The organism is Paraburkholderia sp. BCC1876 (genome assembly GCF_902833695.1).
GTDB lineage: Bacteria > Pseudomonadota > Gammaproteobacteria > Burkholderiales > Burkholderiaceae > Paraburkholderia.
Genome location: NZ_CADFGI010000017.1, coordinates 43707 through 59173 on the forward strand (window position 1 = coordinate 43707; position 15467 = coordinate 59173).

A 15467-nucleotide genomic window follows, 5' to 3' on the forward strand; every position below is an offset into this window, starting at 1 on the left:
GTTGGCGCACGCGCACGTTCTCGCCGTGCGCGGCCCCAGCGCCCGTCACGCCCACTCTGGAAACGACCGATGACCGACCACGACTCCACCCTGCCGCCCAACGCCAACAACGCTGACCACACCGACAACGCCCCCGACGATCCCGAACGCCGCCGCGTTCTCACCGGGCTCGCGGCGGTCGGCCTCGGCATCGCGCTAGCGGGCTGCAAGACCGAGCAAAGCCTGTCGGGCGACGGCGCACCGCGCAGCGCCGCCGACTTGCGCCTCGATGCCGCGCTGCACGATCAGGTCAAGCACATCGTGGTGATCTATGCGGAAAACCGCAGCTTCGCGAATCTGTACGGCAACTTCCCCGGCGTGCAGCATCCGCTCGACGCTGTCAGCGCCGAGCGCTATCTGCAATTCGACCGCGATGGCAAAACGCCGCTGCCGCGTTTGCCGGCCATCTGGGGCGGCCTCGTGCCGCAAGCGCAGGAAGTGGACGGCAAGCGTTACATGATCGCGCAGAAGGACCTCGGCAATCTGCGCAACCAGCCGTTCCATATCACCGACGCGCAAGGCGCGCCGCTGCCCAACGGCGTGATCACGCGCGACCTGGTGCACCGCTTCTATCAGAATCAGATGCAGATCAACGCCGGCCGCAACAATCAGTTTGCCGCGTGGGGCGATTCCGGCGGCCTCGTGATGGGGCACTACCGCAATTCCGCCGACACGCTGCGTCTGTGGAATCTGGCGCAGCAATACACGCTGTGCGACAACTTCTTCATGGCGGCTTTCGGCGGTTCGTGGATGAACCACATCTTTCTGATTTCGGCGCAGCCGCCGTTCTATCCGGACATTCACAATAGTCCGGCGAAAAAGCTGGCTTCGGTGGTGGAAGGCGACGATCCGACCGGCACGCGGCTGAAGCTCGCGGCAGACTCGCCCGCGTCCGCGCTCGACGGTCCGCCGAAATTCGTCAACGACGGCGCATTCACCGCCGACGGCTACGCCGTCAACACGATGGCGCCGCCGTATCAGCCAAGCAATGTGCGGCCGGCCGAAGGCGGCAATCCCGCGTTCGCGGATCTGTCGAATCCGCGTGTGCTGCCGCCGCAAAACTACGCGACGATCGGCGACCGGCTGACGGACAAAGGGGTCGACTGGGCGTGGTACAGCGGCGCGTGGCAATACGCGCTGGATCACCAGGATACGGGCGCGGTGCCTGACTTCCAGTATCACCATCAGCCGTTCAACTACTTCGCCAATTACGCGCCGGGCACGGCCGCGCGCCGCCAACATCTGCGCGATGCCGGACTCGGCAACGACGCCACGAGCAATCGTCTGATCGCGGATATCGACGCGGGCCGTTTGCCCGCGGTCGCGTTCTACAAGCCGCAAGGCGATCTGAACATGCACGCGGGTTACGCCGACGTCGAATCGGGCGACCGCCACATCGCTGCGGTGATCGACCATATCCAGCGCGGACCGCAGTGGGCGAACACGGTCGTGATCGTCACCGTCGATGAAAACGGCGGCTGGTGGGATCCGGTGTCGCCGCCAAAGGGCGATCGCTGGGGTCCGGGCTCGCGAATTCCGGCGCTGGTGGTGTCGCCGCTCGCGAAGAAGGGCTACGTCGATCACACGGTGTACGACACCAATTCGATTCTTCGGCTGATCACGCGCGTGCATGGGCTGGCGCCGCTGGACGGCGTGATGGCGCGCGACCGCGCGTTCGCGAGTAATGGGCTCGCGCCGCTGGGGGATTTGACGGGAACGTTGGATCTGGCTTGAGCGAAGGGGCGACGCAAGTTTTTGGTTTTTTCGCGCGCGGTGCGTTACGTGCGCTGCGCGTGAACCGTGCGCTGCGCTCGCGGCTAAGTGCCGCTGCTGGCGCTGCGCTTAGCCGCTTTACGTCGTCTTACTGCGCCGCGCCATGCAGTTTGGCGATCACCGCGTCCGAGATCTCCTGAGCGGTTTTCTCGATCGTCTTTTTCTCGTCGCCTTTCGCCATCACGAATTTCGCGGCGATCACGTAGGGATTCAGCTTGATGACCGCGCCCGGCTTGTTCTTGCTGTCGGCCTCTTCAACGGCCTGATAGAGCGGCGGCAGATCGGCCGCCCCCAGGCTATCGCACGAGACCGCTACCTGAATAGTGTTCTGGCCGGCGCCGAAGCCGACCATTGCACGGCGCAGACGATTGCCGTCGTCGACGTTCAGAAACACGCCGCGCACCTGCCAGCCCGCTGGCGGCAACGGTTGACCGGGTGCGCTGCGACGCGCATCCACGCCGCCCTTTTTCAAATCGTCGGTCAGCGCGTCGGCCATCTCGTCGACGATGTGTTTCGCGTGGTCCTGCGGATTTTTATCCTGCCCCAACGGGCCCGGCCCGCTCGGCAGCAAACCGCGCAGACGGCGCACGCGCTGCCCTGGGCCACTGTCCGGCGTTACGTTCGCGACGTCGAGGTCGAAATCAGCCACATAGACAATCGGCGCCGGCGCGGCGAACGGCGCGTTGTCCGCCGCGACGCCGGACATCGCTGCCGTAGTCAGGCATCCCGTCACCACCGTGTACCGCAGCAATCGATGCAGCATGGCGCGCCTCCGCGGACGTCATCACGACGCGGCTATCGTACCGCCGCGTGCGTGGCGCGTTCGTTTTTTTCGTGTCGGAACCTGATACTTCTAGACTTGAATAACGCACGTCGCCGCCTAGACTGGTATAGCCAAACTTCGCAATCTGTACGGAACTGCCATGCGCCTAACCATTCTCATCAACGGTTCGGATCCCACCGTCAGCCACGACTACGCCGTGCTATGGCTCGACACCGAAGAACATCGGTGGTCGAGAGAGGCGCATCAAGGGATCGATCTTCCGCCATGGGGCGAGTTGCACGACGAGGACGGCGTGACGACCCTCTGTGCGCCCAGCACGGATGCGCCGCTGTGCACGTTGCGTGGCTTGCATGTGGATCGCAAGCAGCGCGTGAGCGCGGCGCAAGGCGCTGCGGCCTGGACGGCTCTGCCGACGCGCGCGCCGACAAGCGGATTCTGGCGGTTGCAGGCGGTGGATCGTCAGACGGTCCGTGCCGAGAATAGCGTGTTCGGTAATTGAGTTCTGGCGCTTTCTTTTGTGTCGGTAGGAATGGCTTTGTGTCAGTGCGAGCACGGTCTTGCTGAAGAGAAATTCGCACGTGCGTTCGCGTCTTCCTTGCCGAACTTCTCTCGTTGAATTTCGTCGTTTATGCCTTTAAGCCCGTCTTAAGTTTCCATCCGTAGAGTTGGAACTCCACGCATTAGGGTCGCTGCAAAGCGGCCCGTTTTTTTTGGTGCGACGCGATTGCGACCACGCCGCGCACACCACATTCACGTCTCTTCTTCAACGCGGCACACCGTAGCACTCCGCTTTCTTCTTCCGGTTTTTCGCAGTGTTTCGCATCGCTCGAATTGCGCTCGCGACGCTATACTTGCGGCCCTATCCCTCGACCGACCGACACATGAAGAAGTGGTTTGCCTGTCTGTTATTCGCTGTTGCCGCACACGCGAGCGCAGCGCCCTCCTGCACCGAGTTCACTCCAAACGCGCAATGGCCGGTTCTGACCAATCAGAAGATGGCGCCGAAAACGCGCATGCTTTGCTATAGCGATTTCGCGGTGCTGCATTCCGGTCTCACGCACGGTCCGTTGTGGTCCGCCGAGCATCTGACGCCCGACCATATCGAAGCCGCCAAAGACATGGTGCGCACCAACAAGTTCTTCGAAGACGCGCGCTTGCCGGACGGCGAAGGCGCGACGCTCGCGGACTATAAGCGCAGCGGTTTCGATCGTGGTCATATGAGTCCGGCGGGTAATCGCTGGAATCAGGAGGCGATGGCGCAGTCGTTCTCGCTGGCCAATGTCGTGCCGCAGAATCGCGAGAACAATCAGCGGCTGTGGGCACGTATCGAAACCTCCGTGCGCAAGATCGCGATGTCGTACGGCGATACGTATGTGGTCACCGGTCCGCTCTTCAACGGTCAGCAGTTGCAGACCATCGGACCGACGCGCGTGTTCGTGCCGACGCAGTTGTTCAAGGTCGTCTACGTGCCGTCGCGCAAACTGGCCTTCGCAGTGATGGTGGACAATGTCTCGACCAACCGTTACGACATCAAGACGATTCACGAACTCGAAGCCGCATCGGGCATCCGTTTTCCGGGCATTCCGGAGAACCTCAAAGATCAGCGACCGGGAGGACTAAAAGGTGTTTAAACCCTATTCGAACGATGACGACGTGCTCAACATTCAGGGCGACGCGTTCACACTGAGCAACGGCACGACGCGCGTCGTGCTGAACGGCACGCTGGAATTGACGCAGGATCAAGCCGGGCTGAAAGCAGCGCTTGCGCTTAAGGCAGCGGTGGATGCCGTCGTCGCCGCGTTGCAGGCGCAAGCGAATCTGCCTGCGAAGGTGAAAGACGAACCGGATCTGAAACCGGGCGTGGTGCGGAATCCGTTTCAGTGACGTGTCGGTGAGGAATCAGACCATCCGCGACTGATTCTCTTTGACGGCACGCTCCATCACGTCCAGCGTTTCACTCGTGATAGGCAAGCCGTCGGCAAATTCCCGGAACGTTGACGCAAGCGTAGCAATACGTTCGATGGCAAGCGACGCCATGCGCGGTTCGACACCGGTCATGCCTGCAAGCTTCATCAGATGCTCGCGGCCAGGGGCCCTTGCCTCGCCGCAGATGTCCATCTGATGCTCACCGCCGGGGCCGCCGTTGAACGTCAGATCGTACGCGGGCGAGAAGCGCCAACGGTCGTCCGATGCCAGCACGAAAGAAAAGTTTTTGGCATGGTCATCGCGATTGTTGAATACGACGTTGAACACGCACCGCTCAAACGCTTGCTGAACTTCGCGCGCGTCGCGCGTCATGAACTGCGTCAACCGCAAAAGCGTGACGTAGTCCATCTGCGGCACACGGAAATCGGCGTGGGCCACGCCTGCTGCCGTGTGCATCGGCACCCGCTTGCCTTCGGTGCGGTCGAACCGCTCTATGCCGAACGCCGATAGCGAGGACCCAAGGTCAAAGTAGCGAGTAACGGGCATTCGAAGATCACACGCCGCGGCGATCACACCGTACATTGCCTCGACGGCGCAGACCTCCTTGTCGTCGTGCTGCGCCGGGAATTTCACCAGCCACGGTGTCCCGGCACCCTGCTCGGTATTAGACATCCGGTTGGAGTTCGGGTCGAAGTTGACCAGAACTTTCGGGCGGGCGCCGTGCGGCGAGCCACCCATTAAAGCCAGCTCGCGCAAGAGTGGCTCGCTTCCGTCAACCATGACCTGCCGGACGTCTTGAGCAAGCGTGATGAGTTCGACATCCTGAGGATCGAGCGCTTCACCGGCGTTCGGCTCAAAGGCGAGCGCACCCATCGCTTTTTCGCCGATGAACGCAAGGCGGTCGAGCGGAGACAGGCGGCGTGTGTCCCAGCCCTGCTTGCGGAACAGCCGGTCCATCAGGAGCATGCCCCAGCCATCCGGCAACGCGTCGCTCACGAGTCCCGGCAACCCCAACTGATACGCCGGAAAGTTTCCGTAGGTGGTGGGTGCAAGCGGCATCTTGAACGGAGACAGGCTGAGGCCTCGCTGTAGTGCAGCCGCTGAGTATTCGAACAGAAGATCGGTGCCGTCGTCAGCGAGCTGACCGAGTTCGAAACGCTCGCCCCAGCCCGCGTAAATGACGCTGAGTTTCTTCATGACGATCCCCGGGAAGCACGCTGACGCCTGACGTTGGCAGCCTCCATGGCCTGAATCGATCTCGGCTTCGTATTGAACACGTTGCCCAACTCGCCCGCCAGGCCCAAAGCCATGACCGCGCGAAGGAAGTTGTCGAGCGTTGCCTGGCCATTCAGCTCGATATTGCGAAGGGCCCGTTCCGATATGCCCGCGCGGCTCGCGAGCTCTTCCTGCTGAAGATTTTGGGCAAGGCGATGCTCGCGAAGCCGCTGGCCCAGTTCGCGAGCAACCTCTTGAGAACTTGCAAGCTCAAAGTTCATTTTTGCGCCGGTTAGGTGGCTGAATGACGGTTTATCGGCAATATTCTACCGATTAGCCGACGCACGGTCAAATTTTTATCGAAAATTAACCGGCGTGAATTTGCCGTTTAAAGCCAAAAAATGGCTTTAAACGGCATGTATTTACCGATTAAATACCGATAGCACCTCAATTTTCGAGGCGGAGTTCGCAGCTAACGTTCATGCCCCGATGACGATCCGAATGGCACGGCTTTCCCCCACTTTTTCAACTCCTGAACTTCGCTCTCTCCACTCAGTTCGTCCTCACGCCGTCCGACAATACGAAAGACAAAATACTCGCCGATTTTCGTCCTCACCTTCGCCGAGCTAGCACCATGTTGCCGCACGCAATGCCCCCCCTGATTCAGTACCCCGACATGTTTCAGCCGTTACGTTTTGTCACCAGAGCGTCGTCAACTCCTGTCTTCCGGCCAACGTTAAACCGGCAGCGCTGAACACATTCAGCCGCGATACAAGAAACCACCGGTTTAACCAGGAGTAACACCATGAAGACGCTTTTCGCCGCTCTCGCTTCCGCTCTCGTCGTGTCGACCGCATTTGCTCAAACGGCCGCACCGTCCGCCGCGCAACCGGCACAACCTGCGCAAACGCAGGCCGCCGGTCAAGCGAACCTGAAGGCCAGCACCGCCGTGCAAACCGGTGCAACGGACGAAGGCGCCGCGACGACGAAAGCGCCGACCAAGGCCGCGAGCAAGTCGCATGTGAAGAAGGTTGCCGCTCACCACACGGCCAAGCCGCATAAGGTCACCAAGAAGGCCGCAGTCGAAACAAGCGCCGCGAAGAGCAAGACGGAGAACGCGAAAGAGGCCAGCAATGCCCCGGCGAAAGTCGACGGCGCAAAGACCGACACGACCAAGACGCAATAACACGTGATCGGTTTCGGCACGCATCGGCCATGCATGGGTAGTTAGTCGAAGCCGCACTGTGCCGTTCAGGGAGGGCGAGTTTACGGACTCGCCTTTTTTTTGCGCGTCTCGTGAGAGAGCATGCGTCCACCGTCAGAAAGTCCGCATGATTTTTTCAATCGGCACGCGAATTTTTGCACTGCGTTTACCCGCGGAAGTCTAATCTCGAACTGTCTTGATCAACCCTGGCGTCGACGAACGCCGGATTAAATGGCACTCACACAAACCATCGATAGCTTCGCTCCGCAACCGCTCAACGCACCGCCGGCCCCGTCACGTAACAACGTTTTTCCCTTCCCCTCGGCGCGCGTGCGCCTGCAAGTCGCTCTGCCGCATCTCCCGCACGACCTTCCCGGCACCCAGTTGCGCGCACTGCTTCACTCGCCGCTCGGCGTGTATGTGGTCAGTACCGAAGCCGATCGTGACGAAGTGCGTGTGCAACTCAACATTGCGCGCGACGATCTCGACTTCACCCTGCACACCCTGATCTCGACCCTCCCCGCCGCGTTGATCGGCCCCGTGACACGCGGCAGTACGACCGCAAAGGTGCGTTGATCATGTTCTCCGGTATCTGGTTGCCCATCGTTACGCCACTGCGTAACGGCGAAGTCGATATCGACGCGCTGCAGCGTCTCGCCGATTACTATCTGCGCACGGAAATCAGCGGTTTCGTTGCGCTGTCCACGACAGGCGAAGCCGCTTTGTTACAGGAAGCCGAACGTCTCACCGTGCTGCAAGCGCTCACGGAAGTGGTCGGCCAGCGATTGCCGATGCTGATCGGCGTCGGCGGCTCGAACACGCGTGATGTCCTGCACGATATTCAGCGCTACGAGCGCTGGGATTGCGCCGGCTATCTGGTGTCCGCGCCGTCGTATGTGTGTCCGGATCAGGCTGGCGTGCAGTGGCATTTCGACCAGGTGGCGCTCGCCACCGAACGCCCGATCGTGTTGTACAACGTGCCGCACCGAACCGGCGTGACAATCGCGCCGGAGACGGTCGCGCGGCTCGTCGAACACGCGAATATCGTCGCGATCAAGGAGTGCGTGAGGGAACACTTCGAGAAGCTGAGCGCACTGCCCGTCAACGTACTGTGCGGCACCGACGAAGCCTTCGACGACTGCCTGCATCACGGCGGCGCAGGCGGCATTCTCGCCAGCGCACATGTTTGCGCGGATCTGCTGATCGCGGTGCAGGAACTGATCCATGCCGATCGCGCGATGGACGCGCGTACGCTATTCGCCAGTTTGCTGCCGGTGTTGCGTCTGCTGTTCGCGGCGCCGAATCCGTCGGCCATCAAGGCCATGCTCGCCTTCGATCATTCGCTCAGCGACGAGACCCGCATGCCGATTACGCGTGCACCGGCGCAACTCGTCGAGCGGTTGAGCACGGCGCGCGACCGCTTGCAGGATCTGCGCGCCGAGTTTGCCGGCGCGACGAACTGAGCGGTTCGTCTTCCACGTCGCCGTACCCATCGCGAACTAAAAACGCGCCGCGAATGGCTTCGTCATTCGCGGCGCAGACTCGCGTCGAAACTTTGCATGCGCAACACAACGCGCCGCGCGTAGCCACGACCGCCGCCGCTATAGCGAAGCAACGCAGCTTCGAGATCGCCGCCGCTCGCGTCGAGGTAGTCGCGCAAAATCGTCGTACCGATACGCACGTTGATCGCCGGATCGGACAGATCGGTCGTCACGGCGATCAATTGCGGATGTGCTGCGGGCAGCACCTGCATCAAGCCTCGCGCACCAGCCACACTCACCGCGTGGCGATCGAAGCTCGACTCGACCGACATTACCGCGAGCAGCAATACCGGCGAGATCGCACGGCGGTCCGCTTCGGTCAACACGGCACGTGCGATCTTCATCGATTCCATCGGCGCGACGCGGAATTGCGCGCGTAGCATCGCGGTGATGTCGCTGAGCGATGGGAGCGTGGACCCGGGCGTCGAGTCGCTCGTCGAGGTGCTCATTGAAGCGCTGATCGAATTACCTGCGACCGCAACCGTAGTCGGTATGGCCACCGCCGACTGCGCATCGGCCGCCTGCGCGGCAACGCCGAACGAAAACGCGATCGCCGCGAGCATCGTCGTCAGGCGAGATGCCGGGCAAGTTCGCCCGGCTTGTCGTTGTCTCTGCACACCATCCAGAACGCTATTTCCATGCATGTTTTCGCTTCCTGACCCGGAGTGTCTCGACCTTACCGGGCTTGGTATAGCGAATCGCCAAAGAAACAGGGGCGCGCCGTAAAATGCTTATAAAGATGCCGCGCGATCCGGCGGGGCAGTGCGTGTTTCACTCCGCGGCAGGATCGAGTTCCGCTAGTGCGCCGAGTTTTTTTGCATCGATAATTTCGATCTCGGCGTAGCCGAGCTTCAACGCCCCTTGCGTTTCGAACTGCTTCAGCACCTGGTTGATGGTCTGCCGCGACAACGCCAGCATCATCGCCAGATCTTCCTGCGGCACCTTCAGCACGCGCCGCAGTGCGCCAGGTTCACCATAACCCCCCGCCATGAGCAGTAACCGGCGCGCCACGCGCTGCGCGGCAGGCAGTAACGCGGCTTCTTCGATTGCGTCGAACGCGAGGCGCAGCTTTTGCGTCAGCAGCAAACCGAACACATGCCAATACGCGGGCGACCGTTCGAGCATTGCGGCAAGCACGGCGCGCGTCACATGAAACAGCACAGAATCGCGTTCGGCATACGCGTTATGGGTTCGCGGCCGATTGTCGAACAGCGCGATCTCGCCGAACCAGTTCACCGGTTCGATCACGGCAAGCAAGGCCTCCTTGCCGGCCGAACTGGCCGCGCCAATTCTCACCAGACCGTCGAGCACGCAGTAGAGGCCGTCGTCGGAGTCGCCCCGTGTGAAAAGCCGCTGCCCGGCAACGAGGCGCTCCACGCGCCCCGCTTCGATCAACTGCGCCTGCATGTCGGCCGGCGCCGAGCGGAACCACGCGCTGCGCGCCAGCAGCGCGCTCAATTCATTCTCGTTCGATGAAAAACTCGCAGTCATAGGACGGCATCCGTGCCCGATTGTCGGCTACCCGATGGTTTCAAATTCCGCTGCCCGCGATTATGCTGACTTTGACGGACGAGGGGCATCCATGAGAACGCTGACGCAACAACTGACGCAATACGCGGCTTACCATCGCGACCGGCGCAATATCGCCACGCATTTCATCGGCATTCCGATGATCGTGGTGGCGCTTGCGGTTCTGATGAGCCGTCCCGCTTTCGCGGTCGGCGCGTTGCCGTTTATGGTGTCGCCAGCGTGGCTGTTATTCGGCGCGGCGACTGTTTATTACCTCGTGCTCGACGTGCCGCTCGGCGTGATGATGGCGGTCGTGTCGGTCGTGTGTGTCGCGTTCGGGCAGTGGATCGCCGCGCAATCCACTTTGATCTGGATTGCGACCGGCGTTGGTTTGTTTGTGATCGGCTGGGTGTTTCAGTTCATTGGCCATGTGGCTTATGAACATCGCAAGCCGGCTTTCGTCGACGACGTCATCGGACTGATGATCGGCCCGCTGTTCGTTCTCGCGGAAGCGTTGTTCGGCTTCGGCTGGCGTCCCGCGCTGCGCGAGGCGATCGAAGCGCAAGTCGGGCCGACGCGTATCAATGCGGAGCGGGCGGCGGCGCATCACTGAGCCGCATGGCATGGCATAGCGCGACACGTCGTAAGCGCTTCAATTCGGCGCCAATCGAACCAGTCGCACACTATGCAACGCGGTCAACGCGACCGCGATCCAGATCGGGATATACGTGGCCAGTTGCGCGGCGTTCAGCGTTTCGCCGAGCAGCATGATCGAAACCAGCACGAGCAACACCGGCTCGACATAACCGAGAATGCCGAACAGCGCGACCGGCAACAGGCGACTCGCCTTCAGATACGAAGCGAGCGCGAGCGTGCTCAATGCGCCGAGGCCTGGCAGCAATAAAAACCACATGTCCAGACGGCCGCCAATCGCCGCCAGCGACCCGCCGCTGATCGCGAAGACAATCGCTGCCGGCAGTAGCAACGCCATTTCGACGGTGAACATGGCGAGCGAATCCTGATTGATTTTGCGGCGCAATATGAAGTACGGCGGATAGCCGAGCGCAACGAGCAAGGTCGGCCACGAGAAGGCACCGGTCGCCCACAGTTCATGGGCGACGCCCGCGGCGGCGCAAATCACGGCGAGCCACTGCAAGCCGTCGAGATGTTCGTGATAGTAGAACCGGCCGACCAGCACCATCACCAGCGGCAACAGAAAATAGCCGAGCGAGACTTCAAGCATGCGGCCATGCAGCGGCGCCCACAGAAATACCCACAGTTGCGCGCCCAGCAGAACGGCGCTGACGATCATCGCCACACCGAGTGTCGGCTCGGTCACCATGCGGTAAAGAAGCTGCCGGAGAATCGGCAGGCGCTTACGCAACGCGACCAGCAGAAGCGCGCCGGGCACGGTCCAGATGATCCGCCACGCGAAGATATCGAGGCCACTGAGCGGCGCGAGCAGCGTTGCGTAAGCGGACAGTAATGCAAACAGCGCGGACGCGCCGACAGACAACGCGATGCCGCGCTTTGGGTCATACTGGTTCATTGCACGGTCCGCGGCGCGATCGCGGTAATGGGCGAGGCAGTTGCAAATCCCGTTGCAAGCGATGTTGTTTGCAGCGCAGCATCCGGCAGCGCGGCGAGGCGGGTCGTCATTAGCGGCGTGTCTCTTAAGCAGGCGGTGCAGTATGGCGAGCTGTGTCTACGAGCTCACTGCGTTCCAGTTTTTCAGTCGGTTCATCAGGCAGCGCAAGCCGGCATTCTAGACGGGTTGGTCATACACGGCTTTGCGCTTTCCCGTCATCAAGCTGCAAATTATTCCGTGCGCATCACGTATCGATGCACTAGAACTTAACTTCACGCGCGACCAGCCAAGCGTGGGCTTTTCATCCGGCAGCGTCTCTCGCAGCCACCCAAGCCGGCTCAAGCGCGAATCTTGCTACGAAGTCTTGCGACGCTGTACGCCTTGTCGTTCGCAACGCCCCGCTGAAATTTCTCATGGGCGATACAGCTTGTGCAGCATCCCCGAGCCGGGCCGGCACAACACGTCCAACGGACGAGCCCGCCCGACTCTTCCGCGGCATGCCTCGACAGCGTTTCAACATGCCTGTCACCGCACTGCCGGCAACTCCGCTCACCGAATGTGACTACTGGAGCCACCATGACCCAGCCAGCCCTCTCGCACGATGCTTCACCCGACTTCCGCTCCACCTTCGCCGCCGAAGTCCGCGCCGGACTCACGCACACGCCGCAAAAGGAACTGCCGTCGAAGTATCTGTACGACGAAGTCGGCTCCGCGTTGTTCGAAGTCATCACCGTGCTGCCCGAATACGGCGTGACGCGCGCCGAAGAGCGGCTGCTCGCGAAGCATGCGGCGGACATCGTCGCGCATTTGCCGCATGACGTGACCGTCGCCGAACTCGGCAGCGGCAGTGGACGTAAAACGCGGCGCATTCTTGAAGCGCTGTGTAAAAAACGCCCTACTTCTTACTGCCCGATTGAAATTTCGCGCAGCGCGTTGCAGTTGTGCCGGCGCGAACTCGGCGACATCGAGCGGATTTCGATTGTCGGTTACGAACGCGACTATCTCGCCGGTCTGGCCGAAGTCAGCAAGGACCGCGCGGCGGACGACCGGTTGCTCGTGCTGTTTCTCGGCAGCACGATCGGCAATTTCGGCCGGCTCGCGGCCACGCGTTTTCTGCGCGACATCCGCAACATGCTCGCCCCCGGCGACGCGTTGCTGCTCGGCACCGATCTGATCAAGCCGACGCCGGTGCTGATCGCCGCGTATGACGACGCGGTCGGTGTCACGGCGTCGTTCAATCTGAATCTGCTGGCGCGCATCAACCGTGAACTCGACGGCGATTTTCCGCTCGAGGCGTTCGAGCACGTCGCGCGTTTCAATCCGGACGCGCGCAGCATCGAAATGCATCTACGCGCGAAGCGCGATATCACCGCGCACGTCGGCGCCGCGCAGTTGACGGTGTCGCTGAAGGCGGGCGAAACGATCTGGACCGAGAGCAGCCACAAATATCGCGCGGAAGAAATGCCCGCGATCGCCGACGATGCCGGCTTCGTATGCAGTCATCAGTGGGTCGAAGACGAATGGGGTTTTGCGGAAAGTTTGCTGGTAGCGCGCTAAACGCGGACGTGGACGCAGACGCCGGCTGAACGCTCAAGCAAAGCCGATTCACCAGCGCAAATGAACAAGGCGGGCCGCCATCCGTGTGATGGCGGCCCGCCTTTTTCATTCAGCGCGGAGTCGACTCGCTCAGTGCTGCTCGAAACGCTCGTAACGCTTTTCGGTCGCGCGTTCTTCGCCGGCCACCTCGGTCACGCGCGCCGCCGGCGGTCCATGCCGCAACCACGACAGCATCCGGTCGACCTGATTGGCCGAGCCCTGCAACATGGCTTCGACCGATCCGTCGTCGAGATTCGCCACCCATCCTTTGATACCGAGCGCGTGAGCCTGCCGCACGGTCGCGTGGCGAAAGCCGACGCCCTGCACGGTGCCGCGTACGCGCACGTAATACGTTTCGATCCGCTGATCCAGATCCGGGGCCATGCCGTGTTCTCCCATGCAACTCAACTTTCAAGCCGGCATTCTAGCCGCGTCGCGACGAGCTTGCTCGGCAATGTCCACCCTCCGAGCGCCTGCCCGGCGCACCCGGCGCGACACACGGCGCGCGCGGCACGTACAATCCGTCGACTGTCATGCAGGGAATGGAAACAGAATGAGCGAACAGAATCGCGATCTCGTGCTCGTGACCGGCGCTTCCGGCTTCGTCGGCTCGTCGGTGGCACGCATTGCGCAACAGAAGGGTTTCAAGGTGCGCGTGCTGGTGCGCGCCACCAGTCCGCGTCAAAACGTCGAGGCATTGGATGCGGAAATCGTCGTCGGCGATATGCGCGACGAAGCGTCGATGCGCATCGCGTTGCGAGGCGTGCGCTATCTGCTGCACGTGGCGGCGGATTATCGACTGTGGGCGCCGGACCCGAGCGAAATCGAGCGCTCGAATCTCGAAGGCACCGAGGCGACCATGCGCGCGGCGCTGAAGGAAGGCGTCGAACGCATCGTCTACACGAGCAGCGTGGCGACGCTGAAGGTGACCAGTTCCGGCCAGTCCGCCGACGAAACCTCGCCGCTCAAAGCCGATCAGGCGATCGGCGTGTACAAGCGCAGCAAGGTGCTGGCCGAACGCGCGGTGGAACGCATGATCGCCGAAGACGGCCTGCCGGCAGTGATCGTCAATCCGTCGACGCCAATCGGTCCGCGCGACGTCAAACCGACGCCGACCGGCCGCATCATCGTCGAAGCGGCGCTCGGCAAGATTCCCGCGTTCGTCGACACGGGCCTGAATCTCGTGCATGTGGACGACGTGGCCGCCGGCCATTTTCTGGCACTGGAACGCGGCAAGATCGGCGAGCGCTACATTCTCGGCGGCGAAAATCTGCCGTTGCAGCAGATGCTCGCGGATATCGCGGCGCTAACCGGTCGCAAGGCGCCGACGCTGAGTCTGCCGCGCTGGCCGTTGTATCCGCTCGCGATGGGCGCCGAAGCGGTCGCGAAGATCACGAAGCGTGAACCGTTCGTCACCGTCGACGGTCTGAAGATGTCGAAGAACAAGATGTACTTCACCTCGGCGAAAGCGGAGCGCGAGCTCGGTTATCGCGCGCGGCCCTACCGCGAAGGCTTGAGCGACGCGCTCGACTGGTTCAGGCAAGCGGGCTATCTGACGCCCGGCTCGAAGCGCTGAAACCAGCTCGAGTAAGCGGTCCGCGCCCGGCAAACCGGCGCGGCCGCCAGCATTTTGTTACAACGTCACTGTGTTTGCGGCAGGTAAAAGCCTACGCGCAGCAGGTAAAATCGTAGGTCTTACCAGAGAAACCTCGCATGAATCTTCACGAACAGCTCGGCGCGCTGGAAATGGGCGTCGATCAGCTCATTCAGGCTGTCGTGGCCCCGCCGGCCGACAATACTCCCGAGACACCCGCAGAGACCGTTGCGCCGCAAGCGTCGGCGGATCACGTCGCGCCCGAATCGCACGCGAACGATGTCGTGGCTGAAACCGCCGTGGCTGAGCAAGCGCCGTCGGCGGTGGTCGAAGAACCGGCCGAGCCGGTTCCACCCACGCTCGAAATCAATCGCCCCGGCCAGAACGAGATCACGATGACGATCGGCGGTCAGACCGTCGCGCTGCGTCCGGACCAGATCGGCAAACTGATCGAGGAATTGTCGAACGCGCGCGCTTCGATGACGCCGGAGCCGCCGCCGGGTATTCCGCCGGGCTGGCGCTTCGTGTCGACCAAGAACCCGGTCATGGCGGTACAGAAGCAGTCGAACGGTGACCGTTTGCTGGTCATGCGCCATACGGGGCACGGCTGGGTGCCGTTCACCTTTTCACCCGACATGGTGATTCAGCTCTACATGATGCTTACGCAGAGCAAATAAAAAATGGCGCCTTCGAAGGCG

Annotated in this window: 18 protein-coding genes; 11 read left to right on the forward strand and 7 right to left on the reverse strand. The window is 61.8% G+C overall.

Going from position 1 to position 15467, the window contains the following annotated elements; translation table 11 throughout:
- Positions 1 to 69 precede the first annotated feature (69 nt).
- On the forward strand, positions 70 to 1773 hold the full coding sequence (locus HWY05_RS35970) for an acid phosphatase (protein WP_176061296.1): 1704 nt from the start codon (positions 70 to 72) through the stop codon (positions 1771 to 1773).
- A gap of 127 nt (positions 1774 to 1900) precedes the next feature.
- Here HWY05_RS35970 and HWY05_RS35975 read toward each other — a convergent pair whose 3' ends face one another.
- Complete coding sequence (locus HWY05_RS35975; RefSeq protein WP_176061297.1) at positions 1901 to 2575, reverse strand: DUF4410 domain-containing protein; 675 nt, start codon at positions 2573 to 2575, stop codon at positions 1901 to 1903.
- Between the two features lie 160 nt (positions 2576 to 2735).
- On the opposite strand from HWY05_RS35975, the gene HWY05_RS35980 reads away from it, so the two are divergent.
- The 3 genes from HWY05_RS35980 (at position 2736) to HWY05_RS35990 (ending at position 4480) form a co-directional block, all read left to right on the forward strand.
- A complete protein-coding gene (locus HWY05_RS35980; RefSeq protein ID WP_035560487.1) occupies positions 2736 to 3095 on the forward strand; it encodes a DUF3564 domain-containing protein in 360 nt (119 codons plus the stop codon).
- A 382-nt stretch (positions 3096 to 3477) separates the two neighbouring features.
- Entirely contained in the window at positions 3478 to 4227 is a 750-nt protein-coding gene (locus HWY05_RS35985) for a DNA/RNA non-specific endonuclease (RefSeq protein WP_176061298.1), read from the forward strand.
- A complete protein-coding gene (locus tag HWY05_RS35990; protein ID WP_176061299.1) occupies positions 4220 to 4480 on the forward strand; it encodes a hypothetical protein in 261 nt (86 codons plus the stop codon). The genes HWY05_RS35985 and HWY05_RS35990 overlap by 8 nt, the downstream gene beginning before the upstream one ends.
- A gap of 15 nt (positions 4481 to 4495) precedes the next feature.
- Here HWY05_RS35990 and HWY05_RS35995 read toward each other — a convergent pair whose 3' ends face one another.
- Positions 4496 to 5719, reverse strand: a complete 1224-nt coding sequence (locus HWY05_RS35995) for a type II toxin-antitoxin system HipA family toxin (RefSeq protein WP_176061300.1) — start codon at positions 5717 to 5719, stop codon at positions 4496 to 4498.
- Entirely contained in the window at positions 5716 to 6018 is a 303-nt protein-coding gene (locus tag HWY05_RS36000) for a helix-turn-helix transcriptional regulator (protein WP_035560498.1), read from the reverse strand. The genes HWY05_RS35995 and HWY05_RS36000 overlap by 4 nt, the downstream gene beginning before the upstream one ends.
- A 524-nt stretch (positions 6019 to 6542) precedes the next feature.
- Here HWY05_RS36000 and HWY05_RS36005 point away from each other — a divergent pair.
- The 3 genes from HWY05_RS36005 to HWY05_RS36015 all read left to right on the forward strand — a co-directional run bounded on the left by HWY05_RS36005 (position 6543) and on the right by HWY05_RS36015 (position 8404).
- Positions 6543 to 6923, forward strand: a complete 381-nt coding sequence (locus tag HWY05_RS36005) for a hypothetical protein (RefSeq protein WP_176061301.1) — start codon at positions 6543 to 6545, stop codon at positions 6921 to 6923.
- Positions 6924 to 7172: 249 nt separating this feature from the next.
- Positions 7173 to 7517, forward strand: coding sequence for a hypothetical protein (locus tag HWY05_RS36010; protein WP_176061302.1), 345 nt, complete (start codon positions 7173 to 7175; stop codon positions 7515 to 7517).
- A 2-nt stretch (positions 7518 to 7519) separates the two neighbouring features.
- Positions 7520 to 8404, forward strand: coding sequence for a 4-hydroxy-tetrahydrodipicolinate synthase (locus HWY05_RS36015; protein WP_176061303.1), 885 nt, complete (start codon positions 7520 to 7522; stop codon positions 8402 to 8404).
- A 62-nt stretch (positions 8405 to 8466) separates the two neighbouring features.
- Here the strand turns inward: HWY05_RS36015 and HWY05_RS36020 are convergent, their stop codons facing one another.
- On the reverse strand, positions 8467 to 9045 hold the full coding sequence (locus tag HWY05_RS36020; protein WP_244146792.1) for a lytic transglycosylase domain-containing protein: 579 nt from the start codon (positions 9043 to 9045) through the stop codon (positions 8467 to 8469).
- Positions 9046 to 9253: 208 nt separating this feature from the next.
- Positions 9254 to 9973, reverse strand: a complete 720-nt coding sequence (locus HWY05_RS36025; RefSeq protein ID WP_176061305.1) for a Crp/Fnr family transcriptional regulator — start codon at positions 9971 to 9973, stop codon at positions 9254 to 9256.
- Between the two features lie 91 nt (positions 9974 to 10064).
- Here HWY05_RS36025 and HWY05_RS36030 point away from each other — a divergent pair, with 91 nt between their 5' ends.
- A complete protein-coding gene (locus tag HWY05_RS36030; RefSeq protein ID WP_035560511.1) occupies positions 10065 to 10604 on the forward strand; it encodes an Mpo1-like protein in 540 nt (179 codons plus the stop codon).
- 39 nt (positions 10605 to 10643) lie between these two features.
- Here HWY05_RS36030 and rarD read toward each other — a convergent pair whose 3' ends face one another.
- Positions 10644 to 11540 carry an EamA family transporter RarD gene (gene rarD, locus HWY05_RS36035; protein ID WP_176061306.1) on the reverse strand — a complete coding sequence of 299 codons (897 nt, stop codon included), beginning with the start codon at positions 11538 to 11540 and terminating at the stop codon, positions 10644 to 10646.
- A gap of 615 nt (positions 11541 to 12155) precedes the next feature.
- Between rarD and egtD the strand changes: the two genes are divergently transcribed.
- Positions 12156 to 13136 carry an L-histidine N(alpha)-methyltransferase gene (gene egtD / locus HWY05_RS36040; protein WP_035560517.1) on the forward strand — a complete coding sequence of 327 codons (981 nt, stop codon included), beginning with the start codon at positions 12156 to 12158 and terminating at the stop codon, positions 13134 to 13136.
- Between the two features lie 129 nt (positions 13137 to 13265).
- Here the strand turns inward: egtD and HWY05_RS36045 are convergent, their stop codons facing one another.
- Positions 13266 to 13559, reverse strand: a complete 294-nt coding sequence (locus tag HWY05_RS36045; protein WP_012428825.1) for an acylphosphatase — start codon at positions 13557 to 13559, stop codon at positions 13266 to 13268.
- A gap of 169 nt (positions 13560 to 13728) precedes the next feature.
- Between HWY05_RS36045 and hpnA the strand changes: the two genes are divergently transcribed.
- Positions 13729 to 14751: a hopanoid-associated sugar epimerase gene (hpnA, locus tag HWY05_RS36050; RefSeq protein WP_035560518.1), complete on the forward strand. Its 1023-nt coding sequence runs from the start codon at positions 13729 to 13731 to the stop codon at positions 14749 to 14751.
- Between the two features lie 137 nt (positions 14752 to 14888).
- Complete coding sequence (locus tag HWY05_RS36055) at positions 14889 to 15446, forward strand: hypothetical protein (protein ID WP_176061307.1); 558 nt, start codon at positions 14889 to 14891, stop codon at positions 15444 to 15446.
- Positions 15447 to 15467 lie beyond the last annotated feature (21 nt).